The sequence below is a fragment of the Cellulomonas xylanilytica genome, from assembly GCF_007989805.1.
Lineage (GTDB): Bacteria > Actinomycetota > Actinomycetes > Actinomycetales > Cellulomonadaceae > Cellulomonas > Cellulomonas xylanilytica.
The window spans coordinates 153,641-172,399 of record NZ_BJUB01000002.1; the positions used below are offsets into that span (position 1 = coordinate 153,641).

Below are 18,759 nucleotides of genomic sequence, written 5' to 3' on the forward strand. Positions count from 1 at the left end.
GAGATCTTGAGCATGGCGCAGCTGGATGTGGTGCGACGACGGATCTCGCTGAGCGACGACGAGTTCGAGACGCTGCGGCTGGTGCACAACGACGAGCCGGTCGCCGACGAGGCTCGGCGGGGACTCGTGGACGCGGGCATCGTGACCGCCGACGGCGACATCGCGCCCCTCGTGCTGGACCTGGTGCGCACCGTCTCGGAGCCGATGATCGAGTGCGCCGTCGAGACCGCCGGTCCCCAGGGCGCGGTGAGCGCGCTGCTGGCCGTCCGGGAGGAGACCGTCTGGTACACCGACCCGTGGCCCCAGGGCGACGCGGCGCCGCAGTCGACCGTCTACTGCCAGGACGAGCTGCCGCAGATCCTCTGGGTCCTCGCGCGGCTGGTCGGGCTGCGACGGCGTGAGGTGCCGCCGGTGGCGACGCCGTTCACGGTGCCGCTGCGGGCCATCGACGCGGTCGTGCAGACGATGGCGCTGTCCGAGGACGCGTGGGAGCCCACCCGGATCGTGGCGACCGCCCAGCTGGAGCGGTTCTTCGGCGGCGACATCGCCGAGCAGGACCGCACGATGCTGATGGCGACCCTGTCGTTCCTGGAGTCGACCGCCCGCGTGACCCTGGTGTGGGGCCCGGACATCGAGACGGACGCCCGGGGCCTGGTGCTGTGGGACTGCGGACCGGGCGGGTACTGGGTGCGCGAGCAGCCTGCCGAGCCGCTGCGCGCCGAGGACATCACCCCGGACACCGAGGCGCGGTTCCGTCCGGTCACCGGCGGCGAGGCGTGGCGGCTGCTCGCCGGCCTGCTCCCGTCGTCGGCGGACCTGCGGGCGGTGCTCGACCGGGTCCCGGCACCGTGACCGTCAAGGTCGACAAGGACGTCCTGGCCGCGACCGTCATCGCGCTGGACGACCTGTCGTACGCCCTTCCGGCCCTCCTCTCGCGCGCCGACCAGCTGGGTGCCGGTCCGGATGTCGCCGGCCTGCGCGGCGCGCAGGAGTGGGCGACGGACACCGCACGGGACCTGCAGGCCCGCATCGGCGTCCTGGAGCAGATGGCCCAGGCGAACCCCACGTTCGCCGGGGTGCGCATGTCGGGTCAGCAGGCGCTGGACATCGCCGGCCAGTCGATGCGCATCGAGGAGGCCGCGCTCGCGCTCGAGGTCACCGGCACGCCCGCGGACGCCTGGACGGGTGACCCGGCCAACCTGAGCGAGTGGTTCGAGGAGCTCCAGGCCCGGGCGCTGCAGAAGCTCACCGGCATGAGCGACGCCGAGCAGGCCGAGAAGCTCGTCGACGCCTACAACGACGTCCAGAACCTCGTCGTCGCCAGCGCGGGCACCACGGCGGCGGTGTCCCAGATCATCCTCAAGGGCGGGCCCGCGATGGTCCGGTGGCTGGCGCAGCGCGGCATCGTCGACCCCGGTCTCAACGCCCTGGTGGCGTCCGGCCGGCCCGGCGTGGCCAACTGGCTCAGCGGCGCGCTCAACGCCGCCGACTCCAACTACATCAACGCCAAGACGCAGTTCACCCGGCCCGGCGCGTTCGTCCCGAACCTCACGCAGAAGCTGCTGCTGCGCACCGCGTCCACGGTCGAGGACTTCGACTCGTGGGTGCTGCGGACCTCCCAGGCGGTCAAGCCCTACGAGGTGGCCGGCCAGGTCAAGCCGACCCTGCTCGCCAAGATGCTCACGTCCCGCCCGGGGGTGGCCGCGACCTCGTGGGTCTCGTCGGTCCTGGGCACGACGAGCACCGGGCAGCTGGCCACGCGGCTCGCCGGCTGGGGCAACAACGTCTTCGGGCGGCCGTGGACCAACACGGCGACCGGCATCACGTACGGGCGCGGTGCGGGCAACCTGCTGACCATGGCCAACCAGTCCGGGTGGCGCACCATGGCGTCCAGCGCCGGTGCGCTGCGCGTCCTGGGCGTCGCCGGCAGCGGGCTGGCCACGGTCGACGGCGTGGTCGGTCTGGTCAACAACTGGGACGAGAACGCCGACCTCTGGGAGAACGGCGGCACGGAGGGCAAGGCGCACGTCATCGGCGAGTACGCCGAGACCGCCTTCAACGCCTCCATGACCGCCGCGCTCATCGCGCCGAACCCGGTGACGATCGGTCTCGTCGCCGTCACGGGTCTGGTGTGGGCCGGGGCGGAGGTCGTCGAGCACTGGGACGACATCACCGCCGCGGTCGACGACGCCGCGGACTGGGTGGGCGACCGGGCGGACGACGCGGCCGACTGGGCCGGCGACCGGCTGGACGACATCAAGGAGTCCGACCTCAACCCCATGAACTGGTTCTAGGGAGGACCCGATGACCTCGGAGGACCTGTACGCCAAGGCCCGGGACCTCGACGCGCTCGCCGCCGACGTCGAGACCTGCGTCGACGTCGCGTGGGGCGTGCCGCGCACGCCCGAGTGGGACTGCGCCAACGCGAACGACGTGCGGGGCGCCCTCGACCAGTGGCGCAGCGCCGCGCGCACGTCGGCAGGCAACCTGCGCGAGGAGGCGTCCCGCGTGCGCGGCGAGGCGGGCAGGGCGGCGCAGCGCGAGCAGGACGCGCGCGACGCCCAGAACACCGTCCCGCGGTGACCGCGCTCGACGTCTGGGCACCTCTGGGGGTCGCCGGGACGGTCGAGGTCGTCGACGCCCTGACCCATCTGGAGCTCGCCCGCACGCCCGCGGCGACGCCGCACGTGCACCGGTGCGACCTGGAGGTCGCCGGCCACCGCGTCGACGTCCACTGGCGGGCGGGGCGCGTGCTGGCCTGCTCGGTGGCCGGGCGCGAGGTGGCGTCCGGCACGGCGGAGGGCGTGAGCACGGGTCAGGACACCTTCGTCTGGGACTACACGGTGATGCCGCTGACGGTCCTGGGCGACACGGTCGACGTCACCCGGGAACGCAGCGGCCGCGACCGGTGGGCGTTCCAGGTGGACGGCCCCCAGGACAAGGTCTGGCGCTGGCGGCCGGCCGGCACGCTGATCGCGGACCGCATGGAGCTCACGCGCGACGGCGACCGGTCCCCCGTCGTCACCCACACGCTGCGGCCGGTCCCCGGGCACCCGCGCTCACCCGCCGGGCCGCCGACCGTGTCGTGGCAGGAGCAGGCCGGGCTCGCCGAGGTCGTGATGCCCGTGCTGTGGGTGCTGGACCAGGTGCACAAGGGGCTACTGCCCAAGGCCCAGCGCATCGCGCGGCTCGAGTTCCTCTAGCGGCGGCGCGCAGCGCCCGGAGACGCGGTCGCACCGGACGTCCTCCGGCGCCGCGTACCGCAGCGGGGAGGCGACGACGAGCGCACCCACGAGCAGCGCGAGCACCGTCCCGACGGCGCAGGCCCGCGTCATCGCGAGCACGGTCCGCTCCCGGTACCGCCGGCGTGCCAGGGCGAGCAGGCCGAGACCGACCAGGGCGCCGGCGGTGTTGACGACGACGTCCGTGAGGTCGGAGCTCCCGACGGCCAGCACGTACTGGGCGACCTCCAGCGCCATGCTCGCCGCACCCGCCGCGGCGGCGACCTTCCACCACCGCCACGCCGGCGCGAGCAGGCCGAGGTAGAGGCCGAACGGGACGAAGAGCGCGACGTTGGCGACGACGTCGGACCGGCTGCTGGCACCGGCGCCGCTCGTCGCGACGAACGGGACGAGCTTGACGATGCGCTCGCCCGCCACGCCGACCCACGGGGCCTCGAGCTTCCAGAGGACGGCCCAGACGAGCAGCGCGAGGTAGACAACGAAGAGCCCCGAGACCCCGGCGGACCGGTGGGCCGGGGCCGTCGCGACGACGGCCGGAGCCGTGCTGGTCACTGCTGCATCCTCGGGTCCTGCGTCGGGTCGGTGTACTGGGCGGGACAGTCGCTGCCGACGGCGTCCGGACGCAGCTCGTAGTGCCACGGCTCGTTGGCGTAGATCTGGCACAGCCCGTACGCGGCGCCGTGCTGCGCGAGCCAGTCCATGGCCGCCCACGGGCCCACGTCGATCGCGTCGCCCTGCACGTGCGGCGACGTGCCCGCCGTCGCGACCCAGCGGGCAGCCTCCTGCGCCGAGCCGTACTGGGTGACCGCGTCGCGCAGCAGCCGCTCCTGGTACTCGGCCGACCGCCAGCCGCTGTTGACCTCGAACGTGACCCCCGCGCCGGCGGCGTCGGTCGCGGCCCGGCGGACGGCGTCGAGCAGGGCGGCGTCGAGGTTCGCCACCGCGGGGACCTCGTCGAAGACGGTCACGCCGTCCGGGACGCTGCCGTCGGCGCCGAGGCCCGTGCCCGGGCCGGTGGCGGGGTCGTGGGGCGGTGCTCCGGGAGGGGTCGGACGGCCCGGTGTCGCCGAGACGACGGACGCCGCCGACGGCTGGTCGTCGAGGAGCCCGACTCCCGCGGCCACCCCCACCGCGGCGAGCGCGAGGACGGCGACGGCGGAGCGGGTCCGCTTTCGTGGAGGAGAAGACATGACCCCAGCCAACGCGAGCGGGTGTTGCCGGGGCGTATGCGGATCTCGATATCCCGACGATAGGTGGCGGCTCGTAGAGTCCGGAGGATGCGCGTGCTGATCGTCGAGGACGAGCCCTACCTGGCGCAGGCCATCCGCGACGGTCTGCGCCTCGAGGCCATCGCTGCGGACATCGCCGGCGACGGGGACGCGGCGCTCGAGCTGTTCGGTGTGCACGCCTACGACCTCGCCGTGCTCGACCGCGACATCCCGGGCCCGTCCGGTGACGACGTCGCCGCGCACATCGTCGCGTCCGGGCGCGGGACGCCGATCCTCATGCTGACCGCGGCCGACCAGCTCGACGACCTGGCGTCCGGGTTCGGGCTCGGTGCCGACGACTACCTGACCAAGCCCTTCGACATGCGCGAGCTCGTGCTCCGGCTCCGCGCGCTGGACCGGCGCCGGGCGCACCACCGGCCGCCCGTGCACGAGATCGCGGGCCTGCGCCTGGACCCGTTCCGTCGCGAGGTCTACCGCGACGGCCGCTACGTCCCGCTGACCCGCAAGCAGTTCGCCGTCCTCGAGGTCCTCGTCGCGGCCGACGGTGGCGTGGTCAGTGCCGAGGAGCTGCTGGAGCGGGCGTGGGACGAGAACGCCGACCCGTTCACCAACGCGGTGCGGATCACCGTCTCGGCGCTGCGCAAACGGCTCGGCGAACCCTGGCTCATCGCCACCGTCGCGGGCGCCGGGTACCGCATCGGTGACGAGCGTGACTAGGGAACCGGGCCTGAGCGTCCGCCTCCGGCTCGCCCTGAGCTACGCCGCGTTCCTCATGGTGGCGGGGGCCCTGCTGATCGCGGTCGTGTGGGTCTTCCTCCTGCGGTACGTCCCCGAGCAGGCGGTCACCGTCTCGGGTGATGCCGTGCCCGGCGGCGGCCCGGGGCTCTTCATCCCCGGTCGCTCCGACCTGTGGCGCGCCTTCGCACCGAAGGCGGCCCTGGCGCTGGGCTTCCTGCTGCTGTTCGGGCTGGCCGGCGGGTGGCTCCTCGCCGGCCGCATGCTCGCACCCCTGCAGCGCATCACGGAGGCGAGCCGCACGGCCGGGAGCGGCTCGCTCTCGCACCGGATCGCGCTGCCGGGACGCCAGGACGAGTTCCGCGAGCTCGCCGACGCCTTCGACGTGATGCTCGACCGGCTCGAGGTGCACGTCGCCCAGCAGCGCCGGTTCGCGGCCAACGCCTCGCACGAGCTGCGGACCCCGCTGGCGACCAGCCAGGCGCTCCTCGACGTGGCCCGGCAGGACCCACCGGACGACCCGCGCGAGCTCGTCGACCGCCTCCACGCCGTCAACGCCCGGGCGATCGACCTCACCGAGGAGCTGCTCCTGCTCAGCCGCGCCGACCAGCGGTCCTTCCTGCGCGAGCGGGTCGACCTGTCGCTCCTGGCGGAGGAGGCCACCGAGACGCTGCTCGCCTCCGCCGAGCGGCGCGGCGTCAGCCTGGAGACCTCGGGCGACGTCACGCCGGCGGTCGGCTCGCGGGCGCTGCTGCTGCAGATGATCACGAACCTGGTGCACAACGCGATCGTGCACAACCTCCCGTCGGGCGGAGCGGTGCAGGTCCGCACCGCGGCGCTGAAGGGGTCGGTCGTGGTCACGGTCGAGAACACCGGCGAGGTGCTCGACCCGGAACGCGTGCCGACGTTCACCGAGCCGTTCCAGCGCGGCACCGCCCGCGTGCACGGCGACCAGGCGGGTGTCGGTCTCGGCCTCGCGATCGTCGAGAGCATCGTCCGGGCGCACGACGGGCACCTCGCCCTCTCGCCCCGCGCCGACGGCGGCCTGCGCGTGGTCGTCCGCCTGCCCGCCGCACCACCGCGGACCGACCGCTGACCCGGTCGCGTCAGGACTCGATCCGCACGTCCCGCGCGGCCGCCGCCGGCGTCACCGGCGGGTCCCACTTCTCGCGGGTCTGGATGAACCAGAACGCCATGAACAGCCCGAGCTCCCACAGCTCCGTGACGATGGCCGCGTAGTCGGTCCGGCTGAACGCGGCGTAGACGCCGATGCCGGCGACCATGAGCCAGAAGATCACCACGTACGTGCGCGTGCCGCCCGGTGTGGACCGGGCGGCACGCGGCCGCCGCGACGCACCGGTCGGTCCGGGCCACGCATAGCTGGCGACGGCGGTCGCCATGCTGACGATGAGCAGGACCGTCGCGGCGAGGTGGACGTTGTCGAACGTGGTCCCCTCGACGGCCCGCCACACGAGCAGGACGAGGAAGGCGACCACCAGCACGGTCGAGAGGCGGAAGAACCACCGGGTCACCGTGTTCTTCATGAGCTCGCCGTACGCCCGCCGCTTCTCCCCGGCCTCGGCGACCAGGAAGGCGAGCGTGACCAGCAGGACGGCGGCGATCGTGACCCGCAGCGAGCTGATCACCTCCGCCCGCTCCTGCGCCGTCTCCAGCTCCGCCAGGGTCGCGGCCAGCTGGGTGGGCACGAAGGCGACGAAGAGCGCGTAGAAGCCCGCCAGGTCGAGCGCGTAGTCCTCGAGCGCCTCGCCGCGATAGGCGACGAGGCACACCGCGATGCCGACCATGCAGCCCACGAACACGTCGCGCATGGGGCCGAGGTAGTAGGCGCTGATCGATCCCTGGACCGAGCCCGGCCCGAACGCGAACGCCGCGCCGACCAGCGCCAGGAGCAGCAGTCCCGGCAGCGCGACGAGCATCAGGCGCAGGTGGCGGTACGTCTCGTGGGCGAGGTAGGGGTCGGATGAACCCCGAAGCTGCTGTGCGGCCATGCTGCGATGGTCCCGCTGCACGCGACGGCGCGCTCCTCAGGGAGCGACCGGACCCTCCAGATAGGCCTGCCCGCGCGGCGAGAGCCGGTAGCCCACCTCCAGGCTGTGCGTCAGGCCCAGCTCCTTCAGCCGGCGGACGTCGCGCTTGAACGGCGCCGTCTCCCGGCCCACCGATGCGGCGAGGTCGGGCGCCCGGGTGGCCGGGCGGTCCCGGATCAGCTCGAGGGTCTGCCGCGTCCACGGCGAGCGCGCGTCCCACCGGGCGAGCGTCGCCGCCAGCTGCGCCCGCTGGTCCGCGGTGAACGACGTGTCGGCGGAGAGCGCGTCGCGCGGGTCCGGGCCGCCCCACGACAGCTCGATCCGGTACAGCGGCAGCTCCGTCCGTCCACCGACCACCTCGTCCACCGTCGACGCACCCGCCGCGCGCGCCTCGTCCGGCGTCGCACCACCGACCTCGTCGACGGCCCCCACCCGGACCACACCGACCGACGACAGGAACGAGCCACCCGGCGTGACGCGCGGTCGCGACCACCGTCGGAACGCCAGGGTCACCTACCGCTGCGGATCCCGTCGGCGACGCGCTGGTTCAGGAGCACGCCGACCATGGTGGCACCGGCAATGCTGGACACCGCGGACGTGGTGGGTGTCTTGACCTGCACACTTCGGGCAAGAACGCGCCGGCTCAGGACTTCACCACGACCTCGCCGGTGCCGATAGAGCCGTGAAGCTGTGCCACGTCGACCGAGGAGACCTGCTCGTGCCTTTCGTCCCGCGGAGACGTCCCACCCCAGCACCCCCGACGAGGCACCACCGGCGCGGGATCGCGCTCGCCGCGGCCGGCTCGCTCGCGCTGACCCTCGCAGCCACGGTGCCCTCGGTGGCCGCGGACACCACGACGCTCTCCGGCGAGCTGGTCCGCGTCTCCAACGACGTGCAGCCGACCCTGCCGGGCGAGGTCCACGGCGAGGAGTTCCTCATCGAGACGCCCGCCGGCCAGCTGGTGCCGGTGGACCTGCCTGCGGCGTACACGGACTTCGACGCGGGCACCACCATCGTCGCGAGCGTCTCCGCACCGGACGCGGAAGGCACCCGGGACGTCCTGTCGGCCACCCTGACGGAGCCCGGCACCGACGTCGCCGCCGCCGTGACGTCGCAGCCCGCGAGCGCCCACCACGCGTACGTCGTCGTCATCGCCGACGCGACCATCGGCGGCGACATCACCACCGCCCAGGCCGACCAGATGACGACCGCGGCCGCCGACTACTGGGTCCGCGAGGCGAAGGGCGCGATCTCGTCGTTCGACATCGCCGCACGCGCCACGCTCGTCCTCGACGGCAGCTGCGCGTCCAACTACGCGTCCCTCTGGCAGCGGGCGGGAGCACTGTTCCCGGGCGTCTCGTTCTCGAACGGCAACCACCTCATCGTGTACTCGCCGTCGGGCTGCACCACGTACCCGTACATCGGCATCGCCGCGGTCGGCGGCTCCCTGGCCAGCGGCGGCCGCGTCCAGATCGCCGACGGACCCTACTGGTCCACCGTCGCGCACGAGCTCGGGCACAACGTCAGCCTCGGCCACGCGGACCTCGAGTACGTCACCCCGACGACGGCCCCCGTCATCGGGGAGTACTTCGGGGCGTTCGGGCCGATGTCCGCCCGCATCGGCTCCTACACACCGGCGACGCTCGAGGCCGGCTTCCAGGAGCAGCTCCTGCTGCCCGGTCGCGACCTGCGGCGTACCACGCTGCCCTGGACGGCACAGCCGACCACGACGGTTCACACGCTGAGCCCGTCGACCAGCCTCACGGGCGTGACGTCGGTGGAGTTCACGGACCCGGCGAACGGCGCCCGCTACTTCGTCGAGTACCGGGCGGGGGCAGGCGCGGACGCCGGGACGTTCTACACCACCGGGGGCACGCTCTCCGCGAGCGGCCGGGTCTCCGTGTACTCGCCCGGGGTGCACGTCACCCGTGTCGACGGTTCCGAGCTGACGACCCTGTCGTCGTTCGACGGCATCCGGTACCGGGCGACCCACGCGGCCGGCACCACCTTCGCCGCGACGCCGAACCGGTTCAGCGTGGCCGTCACCGCGCTGTCCCCGAGCTCCGCGACCGTCGCGATCACGGTCGGCAAGGACGCACGGGTTCCCAGCGTCACGGCCCTGTCCAACCCGAACGTCCGGTACGGGGCCCGCCTGACCGGCCGGGTGTCCGTGCAGGGCGTGCCGGACGGCGGCGTCGTCGACGTCTTCTCCGGCGCGACGAAGCTCGCGTCCGTCACGCTGACCGGCGGGTCCGCGGCCTGGACCGGCCCCGTGAAGGCGCCGGGCACCTACCCGGTGACCGCGAGCTACCTGGGCTCGACAACCCACCTGCCCTCGAGCGCCACCGGGTCGGTCACGGTCGACAAGGCCGTGACGACCCCCACGGTGCTGGCCCCCAACGTCCCCTACGGCGCCACGCCCCGGGTCACCGTCATCGTGGGGTCGCCGACCGGCGTCGCCACCGCGACCGGCACCGTCGACCTGTACCGCGGCGCCACGAAGCTCACGACCCTGACCCTCGTGGCGGGCCGGGCGACCTGGAACGGTCCCGTGTGGGCCTCCGGTTCCTACGCCGTGTCGGCGAAGTACCTGGGCTCGGCCACGCACCAGGCGTCGACGAGTGCGACCGTCCCGTTCAGCGTCACCCCGTACCAGCCGGGGCGGGGCTCGCTGCGAGGCAAGTTCTGACGGGCGAGGGTCCGCTCACCGGGCGCGGAGCACCTCGACACCGGCACCCTCGAGCTCGGCGAGGACGGCGTTCGTCGGCTCCGCGTCGCTGACGATCCCCGCCACCTCGTCGAGGCGGAGGACCGGGAACGGCGACGCCGCACCGATCTTCTCCTCGCTCGCCATCACCCACGTCCGGGCCGCCCGGCGCGAGAGCGCGCGCTTCATCGCTGCCTCGTCGACGTCGCCCGTCGTCAGGCCGGTGTCGGGCCGCACGCCGGTGACGCCCATCAGGAACAGGTCTGCGGTGACCTGCGCCGCCGCCTCGGCCGCGGCCGCGCCGGACGCCACGACCGAGTGCTTGAACAGCCGGCCACCCAGGATGAACACCTCGGCGGGGTGGTCGACGAGCGAGACGGCGATCGTCGGGCTGTGGGTGATCACGGTGACGTCGACGTCACGCGGGAGCAGCCGAGCGACCTCGAGCGCCGTCGTCCCTCCGTCGAGGATCACGGTGCTCCCCGGCTCGATGAGACCCACGCAGGCCAGGGCCACGCGGTGCTTGCTCGTCGTCGCGATCTCCTGCCGCCGCGCGTAGCTCGCAGCGGCCAGCGGCATCGGTATCGCACCGCCGTACACGCGCTGGCAGAGGCCGGCGTCGGCGAGCTCGCGCAGGTCACGACGGATGGTGTCCTCCGACGTGTCCAGCTCCGATGCCAGGTCCTTGGCCACGAGCCGCCCGTCGACCCGCAACCGGTCGAGCAGGAGCTCCTTGCGCTGAGCGGCGAGCATGCACGTTCTCCCTTGTTTCTTCCGACTCGTGCATACTACTGCACATGACCCGACCACTGATGATCCTCATCGCCGGCCCGTACCGCTCCGGCACAGGCGACGACCCCGACCTCATGGCGCAGAACCTCGAACGGCTCGAGGAGGCCGCGTGGCCCGTCTTCCGCAGCGGCCACCTCCCGATGATCGGCGAGTGGGTGGCGCTCCCGGTGCTCAGCAGCGCGGGAGCCGCCGGTCCGCTCAGCCCGCTCGCGCAGGAGGTCATGTACCCGACCGCCGAGCGCCTGCTGCAGCACTGTGACGCGGTCCTCCGGCTGGAGGGAGAGTCGACCGGCGCCGACCAGGACGTCAAGATCGCGCAAGAACGTGGGCTTCCGGTCTATCACCGCGTCGAGGACATCCCCGGCTTCGTCGCCGAGGAACTGCCCGGCTGAGGCGGCGGCGGGCCACGTCCCTGTGCTGAGCGAGTTCGTCGGGCAGGAGCCCGACAGTGCCGCGCACGACCTGGGCGCCCTTGGACCGGCGTGTCGTAGGGTCTCCGTCGAAGGCGATGGGCCACTCGGTGGTACCCGAACCACACGGGATTCGTCCCGGGGTTCCCCCACCGACTCTCCCCGTCTCTCCGGGCCTCTAGCTCAATTGGCAGAGCAGCGGACTTTTAATCCGCGGGTTGTGGGTTCGATCCCCACGGGGCCCACCGGGCACACACGACATGACGACGGCCGACGCGTGATGCGTCGGCCGTCGCTGTCCGTGCTCAGTACAGGGTCGAGGCGAGACCTCGCGGCCACGCCAGGGTGGCGAAGATCTGCACGGCGGCGGACTGGTCGAGCAGGGTGGTGGAGTCGGACTCGTCGAGGACCAGGAACAGGTCGGTCTCGGGATCACGGACGTCGCGCCACAAGTGGTCGGCGTACGCCTGCTGGGCGTCCCGGTAGGTGTGCCCGCCGGTCACCGACTCGAGCAGCATCAGGTTCTTGAAGTAGATCGAGTTGAAGAAGATCGGCTGGTCCTCCAGCCGGGTCCCCTCGGAGTAGAACGCCAGCGACGCCTCGGCCAGGGCCGTGGCCTTGTCGAGGTAGGTCGCGTCGCCCGTGGCCTGGTAGAGCAGGGTGTAGGTGCCGATCGGCGTGCCCTGGTTGTACGACCACTGGGTCCTGTCGATGCTGCCGTCGAGCTTGATGTTGTCCCAGAACAGGCCGTTCGGGGCCAGCAGGGTGCCCTCGACCCACTCGACGCTGCGCTTGGCCCAGTCGAGGTACGACTCGTCGCCGGTGATCAGGTAGAGGCGGGTGGCCAGCTGCGCCCCGGGGAACGTGGAGACCGTGTTGCGGTCCTGGCTCCAGGGGGCCTGCGTCCAGTAGACGCCGCCGGGCGAGGGGTGCGTGGGGTCCTCGTCCCAGCCGGACTCGACCAGCGCGAAGATCTCCTTGGCCCGGTCGAGCGCGGCGTCGTCGCCGGTCTGCAGGTACTCCTGCACCTTGGCGAGCGCGACCCACTCGTTGTCGTCGTAGAACATGTCGCCGCCCTGGCCGTAGGGGGCGCGGACGTACGAGTCGTAGCCGGGCAGCCCGGTGCTGCCGCCGGTCTCGTTCCAGTAGCGCTCCTGGCCCACCTTGCGGTCGGCGAGGTCGTCGCGGAACTCGCGCCCGGCGCGGCCGGGCAGGCCGGTCAGGTCGAGGGTGGCGATGTGCGCCTGGGAGAACGGCCACTCGAACGAGTACTGCCGGTCCTCCGCCGTCGGCTCGGTGCGCTCGAGGTACAGGCCCGAGCCGTCGTCGACGTAGAGGTGCTCCTGCATCGCCTCGTAGGCGGCGATGGCGCGTGCCGCGTTCCGCGGCTGGCCGGGGCTGTTCTCGTGGCCCGGGCCGGCCACCGCGGGGACCGCCCCCATGGTCACGGCCAGCGCCGCGCCCGTGACGAGCGCCGTGGTCTGGATCAGTCGTGTCAGCTTCATTGCTCCCACTCCGTCGCAAAGGATCCGTTCTGAGCATGTTCGAGCGGTTCTCAATATATCCAGCATCTGGAGGAATACAAGGTGTGCTAGATATCCACTGACGGCCCGGACGCGAGGCCCGTGAGCACAGGAGCCGGACGTGGACTCGACGCTGTACACGCAGGTGTTCGAGACGCTGCGTGCGCGCATCGAGGCCGGCGAGCTGGAGGTCGGCCACAAGCTGCCGACGCAGGGCGAGCTCGCCGGCTCGTTCGGCGTCTCGGTGATCACCATCAAGCACGCGCTCGCGCTGCTGCACGACGCCGGCTACATCGAGCGCCGCCCGCGGATCGGGTCGGTGGTCGTGAGCGCCGTCCCCACCCGGTCGGCGCCGCGGGCCCTGCCGACGATCGGCGCCATCCTGACCAACTTCGACGACAGCTTCGGCACCCGCGTGCTGCACGGGCTGCTCGACGCGAGCATCGGCGTCGCGAACGTGACCCTGTCGCGGACCGAGGGCCACCACGACCGCGAGCAGCAGCTCATCGCGCAGTACGAGGGCCTCGACGGGCTCATCCTGCTGCCGTCGTCGTCCGACTGGATCCCGCCCGCGATCCTCGAGCTCGTGCACCAGAAGCACCCGCTGGTCATCCTCGACCGCCTGCTGGTGGGCCTGCCCATCTCGACGGTCTGCTCGGACCACGTGGGAGCCGGGCGGCAGGCGGCCGAGCACCTGTTCGCGCTCGGGCACCGTGACATCGGGCTGGTGACCTCCGCCGGGCACGTCTCCTCCCTCGACGACCGGCACTCCGGCTTCGTGTTCGCGCACGCCGCCCGCGGCTACGCGTTCGACCCGCGCCACGAGTTCCGCGACGTCCGCTCGACCGTTCCCCACGCGACGGCCTCGATGGACGACGACGTCTCCGCGCTCAAGGAGTTCGTCAAGGCGACCCCCGAGCTGACCGGGTTCGTCGGCGGGGAGTACTCCGTCAGCCTGCTGCTGCGCCGGGCGTGCCTCGAGCTCGGGATGCGGGTGCCGCAGGACGTCTCGATCGTCTCGCTCGACTCCCCCGACAACGCCTACGACGACGCCGCGCAGGTGTTCACGCACGTGTCGCAGGACGAGCCGGGCCTGGGCCGTGCCGCCCTGTCCGGGGTGCTCGCCCAGCTCGCCGAGCCGGGGGCGATCGTCAAGACGGTCCTGCCGACCACCCTGGTGCCCGGCGAGACGACGGCGGCGCGCTGATCCGCAGGTCAGCGGCTGTCCCCGGCGGTTCTCCCCTGGGCGAACAGCCGATCCGGAATGGTCCCGCCGGGGCGGCGGTTCGGATGGGCAGCACACGATCAACCCACGGAGACGAGGTCTGCCCCCATGACGACCGCCACCACCATCAACCACGCCACGACCGCGCTCACGCGGCAGGACCGCTGCGACCGCTGCGGCGCGCAGGCGTTCGTGAAGGCGACGATCCCCACGGCGGACGGGATGGAGCTGCTGTTCTGCGGCCACCACTTCCGCGCCCACGAGCTCAAGCTCGTCGCGGCCGGCGCGACGATCCAGGACGAGCGGCACCGGATCGGCGAGCAGGCCCCCGAGCGCGTCTGACACGTTTCCGTAGCCTGGGTGGATGGCCATCGAGGTGCACTCCGCCGTCGGGCGGTACGACGACTTCTACGAGGTCGTCGGCGTGAAGAAGCCGGGCGGCGCCGGCTGCTGGTGCATGGCGTTCCGCGACAGCCGCGTGCCCAACGACGGCCGCGCCCAGTACATGCGCGACGAGTGCTCCGCCGAGCCGGGCCCGGGGGTGCTGGCGTACGTGGACGGTGAGGTGGCGGGCTGGTGCTCGGTGGCCCCGCGGAGCACCTACCGCCGGCTGATGAGCTCGCGGACCATCCCGTTCGTCGACGACCGCGACGCCTGGAGCATCGTCTGCTTCGTCGTCCGGCCGCCGTTCCGGCGCCGCGGGCTCATGCACGAGCTGCTGGAGGGGGCGGTCGCGCACGCCGCCGCGCACGGCGCCGAGGTGGTCGAGGGGTACCCCGTCACGGTCGACGGCGACGAGCGGGTCGACGTCATCTCCGGGTACGTCGGGACGAGCCGCCTGTTCCAGGCGGCAGGGTTCAGCCAGGCGTCGGAGACGACCGGGCACAGCGGCGGCCGGCCCCGCGTGATCATGCGACGGGAGCTGGCCCGGTGACCGACGACGCGGCGCTGCGCGGCCGGCTGCTCGTCGCGACCCCGCGGCTGCGGGAGCCCACCTTCCACCGCACCGTCCTCCTGCTGCTCGACCACGGCCCGGACGGCGCGATCGGGGTGGTCCTCAACCGCCCGTCGACGGTGGACGTCGGGGTCGTGCTGCCCGACTGGCAGGACCACGTCAGCGAACCTCCGCGGCTGTTCCACGGCGGCCCGGTCGGCCTCGACGGCGCGATGGGCGTGGCGGTGCTCCCCCGCGGCGTCGGGCAGTCGCCGGAGGTCGACCGCCTGACGGGCCGGTTCGGCCTGGTCGACCTGGACGCGGACCCCACGGCCGTGGCGCCGCACGTCGGTGGCGTCCGGGTGTTCGCCGGGCACGCCGGGTGGGGTGCCGGGCAGCTCGAGGACGAGCTGGCGGAGCGCGCCTGGTATGTGGTCGACGCCGTCCCGGACGACGTGCTCACGTCCGAGCCCCACCAGCTGTGGCGCCGCGTGCTGCGGCGCCAGGGCGGCGACCTGGCGATCGTGTCGACGTTCGCGGAGGACGCCAGCCTGAACTGAGGCGCTCGCTGTGCCAGGATCACCCGAGCACCTGGCACCACCGACGAGGGAGAACTGATGGCTGGCGGTCTGGCCGCGCTACTGGACGACATCGCCGCGCTGGCGAAGCTCGCTGCGGCGTCGGTCGACGACGTGGGCGCGGCGGCGGGACGGGCGAGCGCGAAGGCGGCGGGCGTCGTCATCGACGACACGGCCGTGACGCCGCGGTACGTCCACGGGTTCCAGCCGCAGCGCGAGCTGCCGATCGTCCGCAAGATCGCCGTCGGGTCGCTGCGCAACAAGCTGCTGTTCATCCTCCCGGCCGCGCTGCTGCTCAGCCAGTTCCTGCCGTGGCTTCTGACCCCGATCCTCATGGTCGGCGGCACGTACCTGGCGTACGAGGGTGCCGAGAAGATCTACGAGCTGATCACCGGGCACGCCAAGGAGCACACGACCACCCCGGTGGCCGTCCAGGGCGAGGACACCGAGAAGTCGATGGTGCGCGGAGCGATCCGCACGGACTTCATCCTGTCCGCCGAGATCATGGTGATCGCCCTCAACGAGGTGGCCGACGAGCCGTTCCTGTCCCGCACGATCATCCTGGCGGTCGTCGCGCTGGCGATCACCGTGCTCGTCTACGGGGTGGTCGCGCTCATCGTGAAGATGGACGACATCGGCCTGCACCTCGCGCAGCGGCGCAACGGTGCGGTCGCCGGGATCGGCCGTGGGCTCGTCCTGGCGATGCCGAAGGTGCTGTCGGTGCTGTCGACGGTCGGCATCGTCGCGATGCTGTGGGTCGGTGGGCACATCCTCCTGGCGGGGGTCGACGAGCTCGGCTGGCACGCCCCGATCGACCTGCTGCACCACCTGGAGGAGGCCGTCGTCGGCGTCCCGGGTGTGGGCGGCCTGCTGTCCTGGCTCATCGACACCCTGGGCTCCGCGCTGGTCGGGCTCGTGGTCGGTGCCGTGGTCGTCGCGATCATGCACGTCATCCCGAAGCGCCGGAAGGCCGAGCCCGCGCACTGACCGGCGCTGCTCACGGTCAGCCCGCGGCCAGCCCCCACGTGCCCGACCAGGACTCCCCCGGTGCGAGCGTCACGACGTCGGCGCCGGACCGGAACGCGTGGGGCGGGCAGGTCATGGGCTCGACGGCCAGGGAGCGCCGTTGCCGCTCGACGGGGAGCACCCCGTCGGCGGAGTAGACCATGACGTACGGGAACGACTCGTCGACCCACAGCTGGACGCCGTCGGCGCTCACCGGGTCGGTCAGGCGGACGACGGCACGCCCGTCGGCACCCCGGACTAGGTCACCGAACACGGTGTCCAGCACGGTCGGACCCACGGCCCGCGCGGAGCGGAAGTCGAGATCGGTGCCCGTCACGCCGACCGGCTCGGGCCGCCGGTCGCGGTCGGCCGGGACCGGGGAGTGGGTGCGCGCGGGGACCAGCAGCTCGAGCCCGTCGACGGGTGCGCCGAGGCCGAGGTACGGGTGGAAGCCCATCCCGAACGGGGCGGGCTCGGTGCCGGTGTTGGTGGCGGACGAGGCGACGGTCAGTCCGTGCCGGTCGAGGTGGTACCCCACCTGCAGCGTCAGCTCCCACGCGAACCCCGGCTGCGGGCGCAGCACGCAGGCCAGCACGACGTCGTGCTCGGTGAAGGACACCTCGGTCCAGTCGAGCCAGCGGACCATCCCGTGGATCGCGTTGCCACGCTCCGGCTCGTCCATCGCGACCTGGCACGTGCGGCCGCCGAACGTGTACCTGCCGTCAGCGATGCGGTTGGGGAAGGGCGCGAGCACCTGCCCCCGGCCGTCGGGCGCGCGCTCGGCCTCGTCGTAGCCGTCGAGCACCGGGCGCCCGTCGAACGTGCACTCGCGCAGCCCGGCACCGACCTGGGTGACGACCGCCTCGTGGCCGGCAGCCATGATGCGGTACTGCCTCCCGGACGGTGGCGTGCCCCGCATGGTGTCTCCTCGTCTGCGCCGTTCATGCCCCTGATCAGGACACGCGCCAACGTAGCCGACGACGAGCGCGTGGTGGCCCGACACAATGGCGGGCATGGAGCTCGGGTTCACCGCCGGCATCGCCGCCATCGTCCTGCTCGGCGTGCTGGGCCAGCTCCTCGGCCACGCGGTGCGGGTCCCGTCGATCATCGTGCTGCTCGCGCTCGGTCTGCTGGCCGGTCCCGTCCTCGGCTGGGTGGACCCGGACGCGCTGCTGGGCGACGCCCTGTTCCCGCTGGTCTCCATGGCCGTGGGGCTGCTGCTGTTCGAGGAGTCCCTCAAGCTCGACTTCTCGCGGCTGCACGGCGGCGCACGGCGTCCCGTCCTCGGGCTGGTCACCACCGGCGCCATCGTCACCGGGATCTGCACCACGCTGCTCGCGCAGTGGGTGTTCGGGCTGCCCTTCAGCCGCGCGGCGGTCATCGGGGCGATCCTCATCGTCTCCGGGCCGACGGTCGTCGGTCCCCTGCTCGCGGTGATCCGGCCCAAGCAGCCGCTCGAGTCGGTGCTGGCGTTCGAGGGCATCTTCATCGACCCGATCGGCGCGACCGTCGCGCTGAGCATGGTGCACCTCGCGCTGCACAAGAGCGGCACCGGGCTGGGCATGACGGCCCTCGTCGGCATCGTCACCGGAATCGTGTGCGCCGCGGCCTACCTGCTGATCGTCCGCTCCGGCCGCGTGCCGCCGGCCACCCACGTCGCGCTCGGGGTCGCGGTCGCGCTCACCGCGTTCGCGGTGGCGGAGTCCGTCGGGGAGGAGTCCGGTCTGTGGGCGACGACGGCCCTCGGGGTCGCACTGGCCAACCAGCCGTGGGTGCGCCTGGACGCGCTGCACGAGTTCGGCAGTCACGTGGGCATGCTCCTGATCGGCTCGCTCTTCATCGTCCTCGCCGCCCGCATCGACCTCGACGCCCTCGTCCGGTTCCTGCCGGCCACGCTCGTCCTGCTCGCGTTCCTGGTGCTGGGCGTCCGGCCCCTGGCCGCCGGGCTCGCCACGATGCGCACCGCGCTGTCCCGGCCGGAGCGGGCGATGGTCGCCTGGATGGCGCCGCGAGGCATCGTGGCGGCGTCCACGGCGAGCGTCTTCGCGTTGCAGTTCGATGACGCCGGGGAGCCGTTCCCCGAGCTCGTGCCGGTCGTCTTCGGCGTCGTGCTGCTCACCGCGATCGTCTACGGGAGCACAGGTCCGCTGGTCGCACGCCTGCTGGGAGTGCGAGCCACCGAGGTCGAGCCGATCGACGAGGACGGCGTGCCGCGAACAATCTCCGGACGATCGTGACCATCCCGAGATATGGATGTTACTTCCCGGTAAGACCCTCGACATGCGTGACGCATCGGTGTGCTACCCATAGCCCACTGAGAAACAGCCGACG

The 18,759-nt window shown here is 72.6% G+C and carries 21 protein-coding genes and 1 tRNA gene; 15 read left to right on the plus strand and 7 right to left on the minus strand.

Going from position 1 to position 18,759, the window contains the following annotated elements; genetic code table 11:
* Window positions 1-12 precede the first annotated feature (12 nt).
* The 4 genes from CXY01_RS03565 to CXY01_RS03580 are packed head-to-tail and all read left to right on the plus strand — an operon-like array spanning window position 13 to window position 3,203.
* Window positions 13-852 carry a hypothetical protein gene (locus CXY01_RS03565; protein WP_146925694.1) on the plus strand — a complete coding sequence of 280 codons (840 nt, stop codon included), beginning with the start codon at window positions 13-15 and terminating at the stop codon, window positions 850-852.
* Window positions 849-2,294 (plus strand): hypothetical protein, encoded by a 1,446-nt coding sequence (locus CXY01_RS03570; protein WP_146925695.1) that lies wholly within the window; start codon window positions 849-851, stop codon window positions 2,292-2,294. Before CXY01_RS03565 ends, CXY01_RS03570 begins: the two co-directional genes overlap by 4 nt.
* A 10-nt stretch (window positions 2,295-2,304) precedes the next feature.
* The gene (locus tag CXY01_RS03575; RefSeq protein ID WP_146925696.1) at window positions 2,305-2,583 is read left to right on the plus strand and encodes a hypothetical protein; all 279 of its coding nucleotides are present in this window, start codon (window positions 2,305-2,307) and stop codon (window positions 2,581-2,583) included.
* The gene (locus CXY01_RS03580; protein ID WP_146925697.1) at window positions 2,580-3,203 is read left to right on the plus strand and encodes a hypothetical protein; all 624 of its coding nucleotides are present in this window, start codon (window positions 2,580-2,582) and stop codon (window positions 3,201-3,203) included. The genes CXY01_RS03575 and CXY01_RS03580 overlap by 4 nt, the downstream gene beginning before the upstream one ends.
* Here the strand turns inward: CXY01_RS03580 and CXY01_RS03585 are convergent.
* Window positions 3,159-3,794 (minus strand): VanZ family protein, encoded by a 636-nt coding sequence (locus CXY01_RS03585; protein WP_146925698.1) that lies wholly within the window; start codon window positions 3,792-3,794, stop codon window positions 3,159-3,161. The genes CXY01_RS03580 and CXY01_RS03585 overlap by 45 nt on opposite strands.
* A complete protein-coding gene (locus CXY01_RS03590) occupies window positions 3,791-4,432 on the minus strand; it encodes a M15 family metallopeptidase (RefSeq protein ID WP_146925699.1) in 642 nt (213 codons plus the stop codon). The genes CXY01_RS03585 and CXY01_RS03590 overlap by 4 nt, the downstream gene beginning before the upstream one ends.
* 87 nt (window positions 4,433-4,519) lie before the next feature.
* On the opposite strand from CXY01_RS03590, the gene CXY01_RS03595 reads away from it, so the two are divergent.
* Entirely contained in the window at window positions 4,520-5,188 is a 669-nt protein-coding gene (locus tag CXY01_RS03595; protein WP_146925700.1) for a response regulator transcription factor, read from the plus strand.
* A 10-nt stretch (window positions 5,189-5,198) separates the two neighbouring features.
* A complete protein-coding gene (locus tag CXY01_RS03600; RefSeq protein ID WP_371862750.1) occupies window positions 5,199-6,302 on the plus strand; it encodes a sensor histidine kinase in 1,104 nt (367 codons plus the stop codon).
* A gap of 10 nt (window positions 6,303-6,312) precedes the next feature.
* On the opposite strand, the gene CXY01_RS03605 is transcribed toward CXY01_RS03600, so the two are convergent.
* Entirely contained in the window at window positions 6,313-7,215 is a 903-nt protein-coding gene (locus tag CXY01_RS03605; protein ID WP_146925702.1) for a hypothetical protein, read from the minus strand.
* A 36-nt stretch (window positions 7,216-7,251) separates the two neighbouring features.
* Window positions 7,252-7,767 (minus strand): hypothetical protein, encoded by a 516-nt coding sequence (locus CXY01_RS03610; RefSeq protein WP_222594479.1) that lies wholly within the window; start codon window positions 7,765-7,767, stop codon window positions 7,252-7,254.
* A 205-nt stretch (window positions 7,768-7,972) separates the two neighbouring features.
* Between CXY01_RS03610 and CXY01_RS03615 the strand changes: the two genes are divergently transcribed.
* Window positions 7,973-9,943, plus strand: a complete 1,971-nt coding sequence (locus tag CXY01_RS03615) for an Ig-like domain-containing protein (protein ID WP_146925703.1) — start codon at window positions 7,973-7,975, stop codon at window positions 9,941-9,943.
* Window positions 9,944-9,958: 15 nt separating this feature from the next.
* On the opposite strand, the gene CXY01_RS03620 is transcribed toward CXY01_RS03615, so the two are convergent.
* On the minus strand, window positions 9,959-10,714 hold the full coding sequence (locus tag CXY01_RS03620; RefSeq protein WP_146925704.1) for a DeoR/GlpR family DNA-binding transcription regulator: 756 nt from the start codon (window positions 10,712-10,714) through the stop codon (window positions 9,959-9,961).
* Between the two features lie 44 nt (window positions 10,715-10,758).
* Here CXY01_RS03620 and CXY01_RS03625 point away from each other — a divergent pair, with 44 nt between their 5' ends.
* Window positions 10,759-11,145: a DUF4406 domain-containing protein gene (locus tag CXY01_RS03625; protein ID WP_246125006.1), complete on the plus strand. Its 387-nt coding sequence runs from the start codon at window positions 10,759-10,761 to the stop codon at window positions 11,143-11,145.
* Between the two features lie 190 nt (window positions 11,146-11,335).
* A tRNA-Lys gene (locus tag CXY01_RS03630) sits at window positions 11,336-11,408 on the plus strand.
* A gap of 60 nt (window positions 11,409-11,468) precedes the next feature.
* On the opposite strand, the gene CXY01_RS03635 is transcribed toward CXY01_RS03630, so the two are convergent.
* A complete protein-coding gene (locus CXY01_RS03635; protein ID WP_146925705.1) occupies window positions 11,469-12,668 on the minus strand; it encodes a glycoside hydrolase family 76 protein in 1,200 nt (399 codons plus the stop codon).
* A 139-nt stretch (window positions 12,669-12,807) separates the two neighbouring features.
* Between CXY01_RS03635 and CXY01_RS03640 the strand changes: the two genes are divergently transcribed.
* The 5 genes from CXY01_RS03640 (at window position 12,808) to CXY01_RS03660 (ending at window position 16,410) form a co-directional block, all read left to right on the plus strand.
* On the plus strand, window positions 12,808-13,893 hold the full coding sequence (locus tag CXY01_RS03640) for a substrate-binding domain-containing protein (protein ID WP_146925706.1): 1,086 nt from the start codon (window positions 12,808-12,810) through the stop codon (window positions 13,891-13,893).
* A 126-nt stretch (window positions 13,894-14,019) separates the two neighbouring features.
* Complete coding sequence (locus tag CXY01_RS03645; protein WP_146925707.1) at window positions 14,020-14,253, plus strand: DUF7455 domain-containing protein; 234 nt, start codon at window positions 14,020-14,022, stop codon at window positions 14,251-14,253.
* Window positions 14,254-14,275: 22 nt separating this feature from the next.
* On the plus strand, window positions 14,276-14,845 hold the full coding sequence (locus CXY01_RS03650) for a GNAT family N-acetyltransferase (protein WP_146925708.1): 570 nt from the start codon (window positions 14,276-14,278) through the stop codon (window positions 14,843-14,845).
* Window positions 14,842-15,405 (plus strand): YqgE/AlgH family protein, encoded by a 564-nt coding sequence (locus CXY01_RS03655; protein WP_146925709.1) that lies wholly within the window; start codon window positions 14,842-14,844, stop codon window positions 15,403-15,405. Before CXY01_RS03650 ends, CXY01_RS03655 begins: the two co-directional genes overlap by 4 nt.
* Window positions 15,406-15,462: 57 nt before the next feature.
* Window positions 15,463-16,410, plus strand: coding sequence for a DUF808 domain-containing protein (locus CXY01_RS03660; protein ID WP_146925710.1), 948 nt, complete (start codon window positions 15,463-15,465; stop codon window positions 16,408-16,410).
* A 16-nt stretch (window positions 16,411-16,426) separates the two neighbouring features.
* Here CXY01_RS03660 and CXY01_RS03665 read toward each other — a convergent pair whose 3' ends face one another.
* Window positions 16,427-17,347 carry an aldose 1-epimerase family protein gene (locus tag CXY01_RS03665; RefSeq protein WP_146925711.1) on the minus strand — a complete coding sequence of 307 codons (921 nt, stop codon included), beginning with the start codon at window positions 17,345-17,347 and terminating at the stop codon, window positions 16,427-16,429.
* 94 nt (window positions 17,348-17,441) lie between these two features.
* On the opposite strand from CXY01_RS03665, the gene CXY01_RS03670 reads away from it, so the two are divergent.
* On the plus strand, window positions 17,442-18,665 hold the full coding sequence (locus tag CXY01_RS03670) for a cation:proton antiporter (RefSeq protein ID WP_186813285.1): 1,224 nt from the start codon (window positions 17,442-17,444) through the stop codon (window positions 18,663-18,665).
* The last annotated feature ends 94 nt before the right edge of the window (window positions 18,666-18,759 follow it).

Bases quoted from the DNA above. Each gene is read 5' to 3' on its own strand.
- CXY01_RS03565 (WP_146925694.1), top strand. From the start codon at position 13: ATGGCGCAGCTGGATGTGGTGCGACGACGGATCTCGCTGAGCGACGAC.
- CXY01_RS03575 (WP_146925696.1), top strand. From the start codon at position 2,305: ATGACCTCGGAGGACCTGTACGCCAAGGCCCGGGACCTCGACGCGCTC.
- CXY01_RS03590 (WP_146925699.1), bottom strand. From the start codon at position 4,432: ATGTCTTCTCCTCCACGAAAGCGGACCCGCTCCGCCGTCGCCGTCCTC.
- CXY01_RS03595 (WP_146925700.1), top strand. From the start codon at position 4,520: ATGCGCGTGCTGATCGTCGAGGACGAGCCCTACCTGGCGCAGGCCATC.
- CXY01_RS03605 (WP_146925702.1), bottom strand. From the start codon at position 7,215: ATGGCCGCACAGCAGCTTCGGGGTTCATCCGACCCCTACCTCGCCCAC.
- CXY01_RS03620 (WP_146925704.1), bottom strand. From the start codon at position 10,714: ATGCTCGCCGCTCAGCGCAAGGAGCTCCTGCTCGACCGGTTGCGGGTC.
- CXY01_RS03625 (WP_246125006.1), top strand. From the start codon at position 10,759: ATGACCCGACCACTGATGATCCTCATCGCCGGCCCGTACCGCTCCGGC.
- CXY01_RS03635 (WP_146925705.1), bottom strand. From the start codon at position 12,668: ATGAAGCTGACACGACTGATCCAGACCACGGCGCTCGTCACGGGCGCG.
- CXY01_RS03645 (WP_146925707.1), top strand. From the start codon at position 14,020: ATGACGACCGCCACCACCATCAACCACGCCACGACCGCGCTCACGCGG.
- CXY01_RS03650 (WP_146925708.1), top strand. From the start codon at position 14,276: ATGGCCATCGAGGTGCACTCCGCCGTCGGGCGGTACGACGACTTCTAC.
- CXY01_RS03660 (WP_146925710.1), top strand. From the start codon at position 15,463: ATGGCTGGCGGTCTGGCCGCGCTACTGGACGACATCGCCGCGCTGGCG.
- CXY01_RS03665 (WP_146925711.1), bottom strand. From the start codon at position 17,347: ATGCGGGGCACGCCACCGTCCGGGAGGCAGTACCGCATCATGGCTGCC.
- CXY01_RS03670 (WP_186813285.1), top strand. From the start codon at position 17,442: ATGGAGCTCGGGTTCACCGCCGGCATCGCCGCCATCGTCCTGCTCGGC.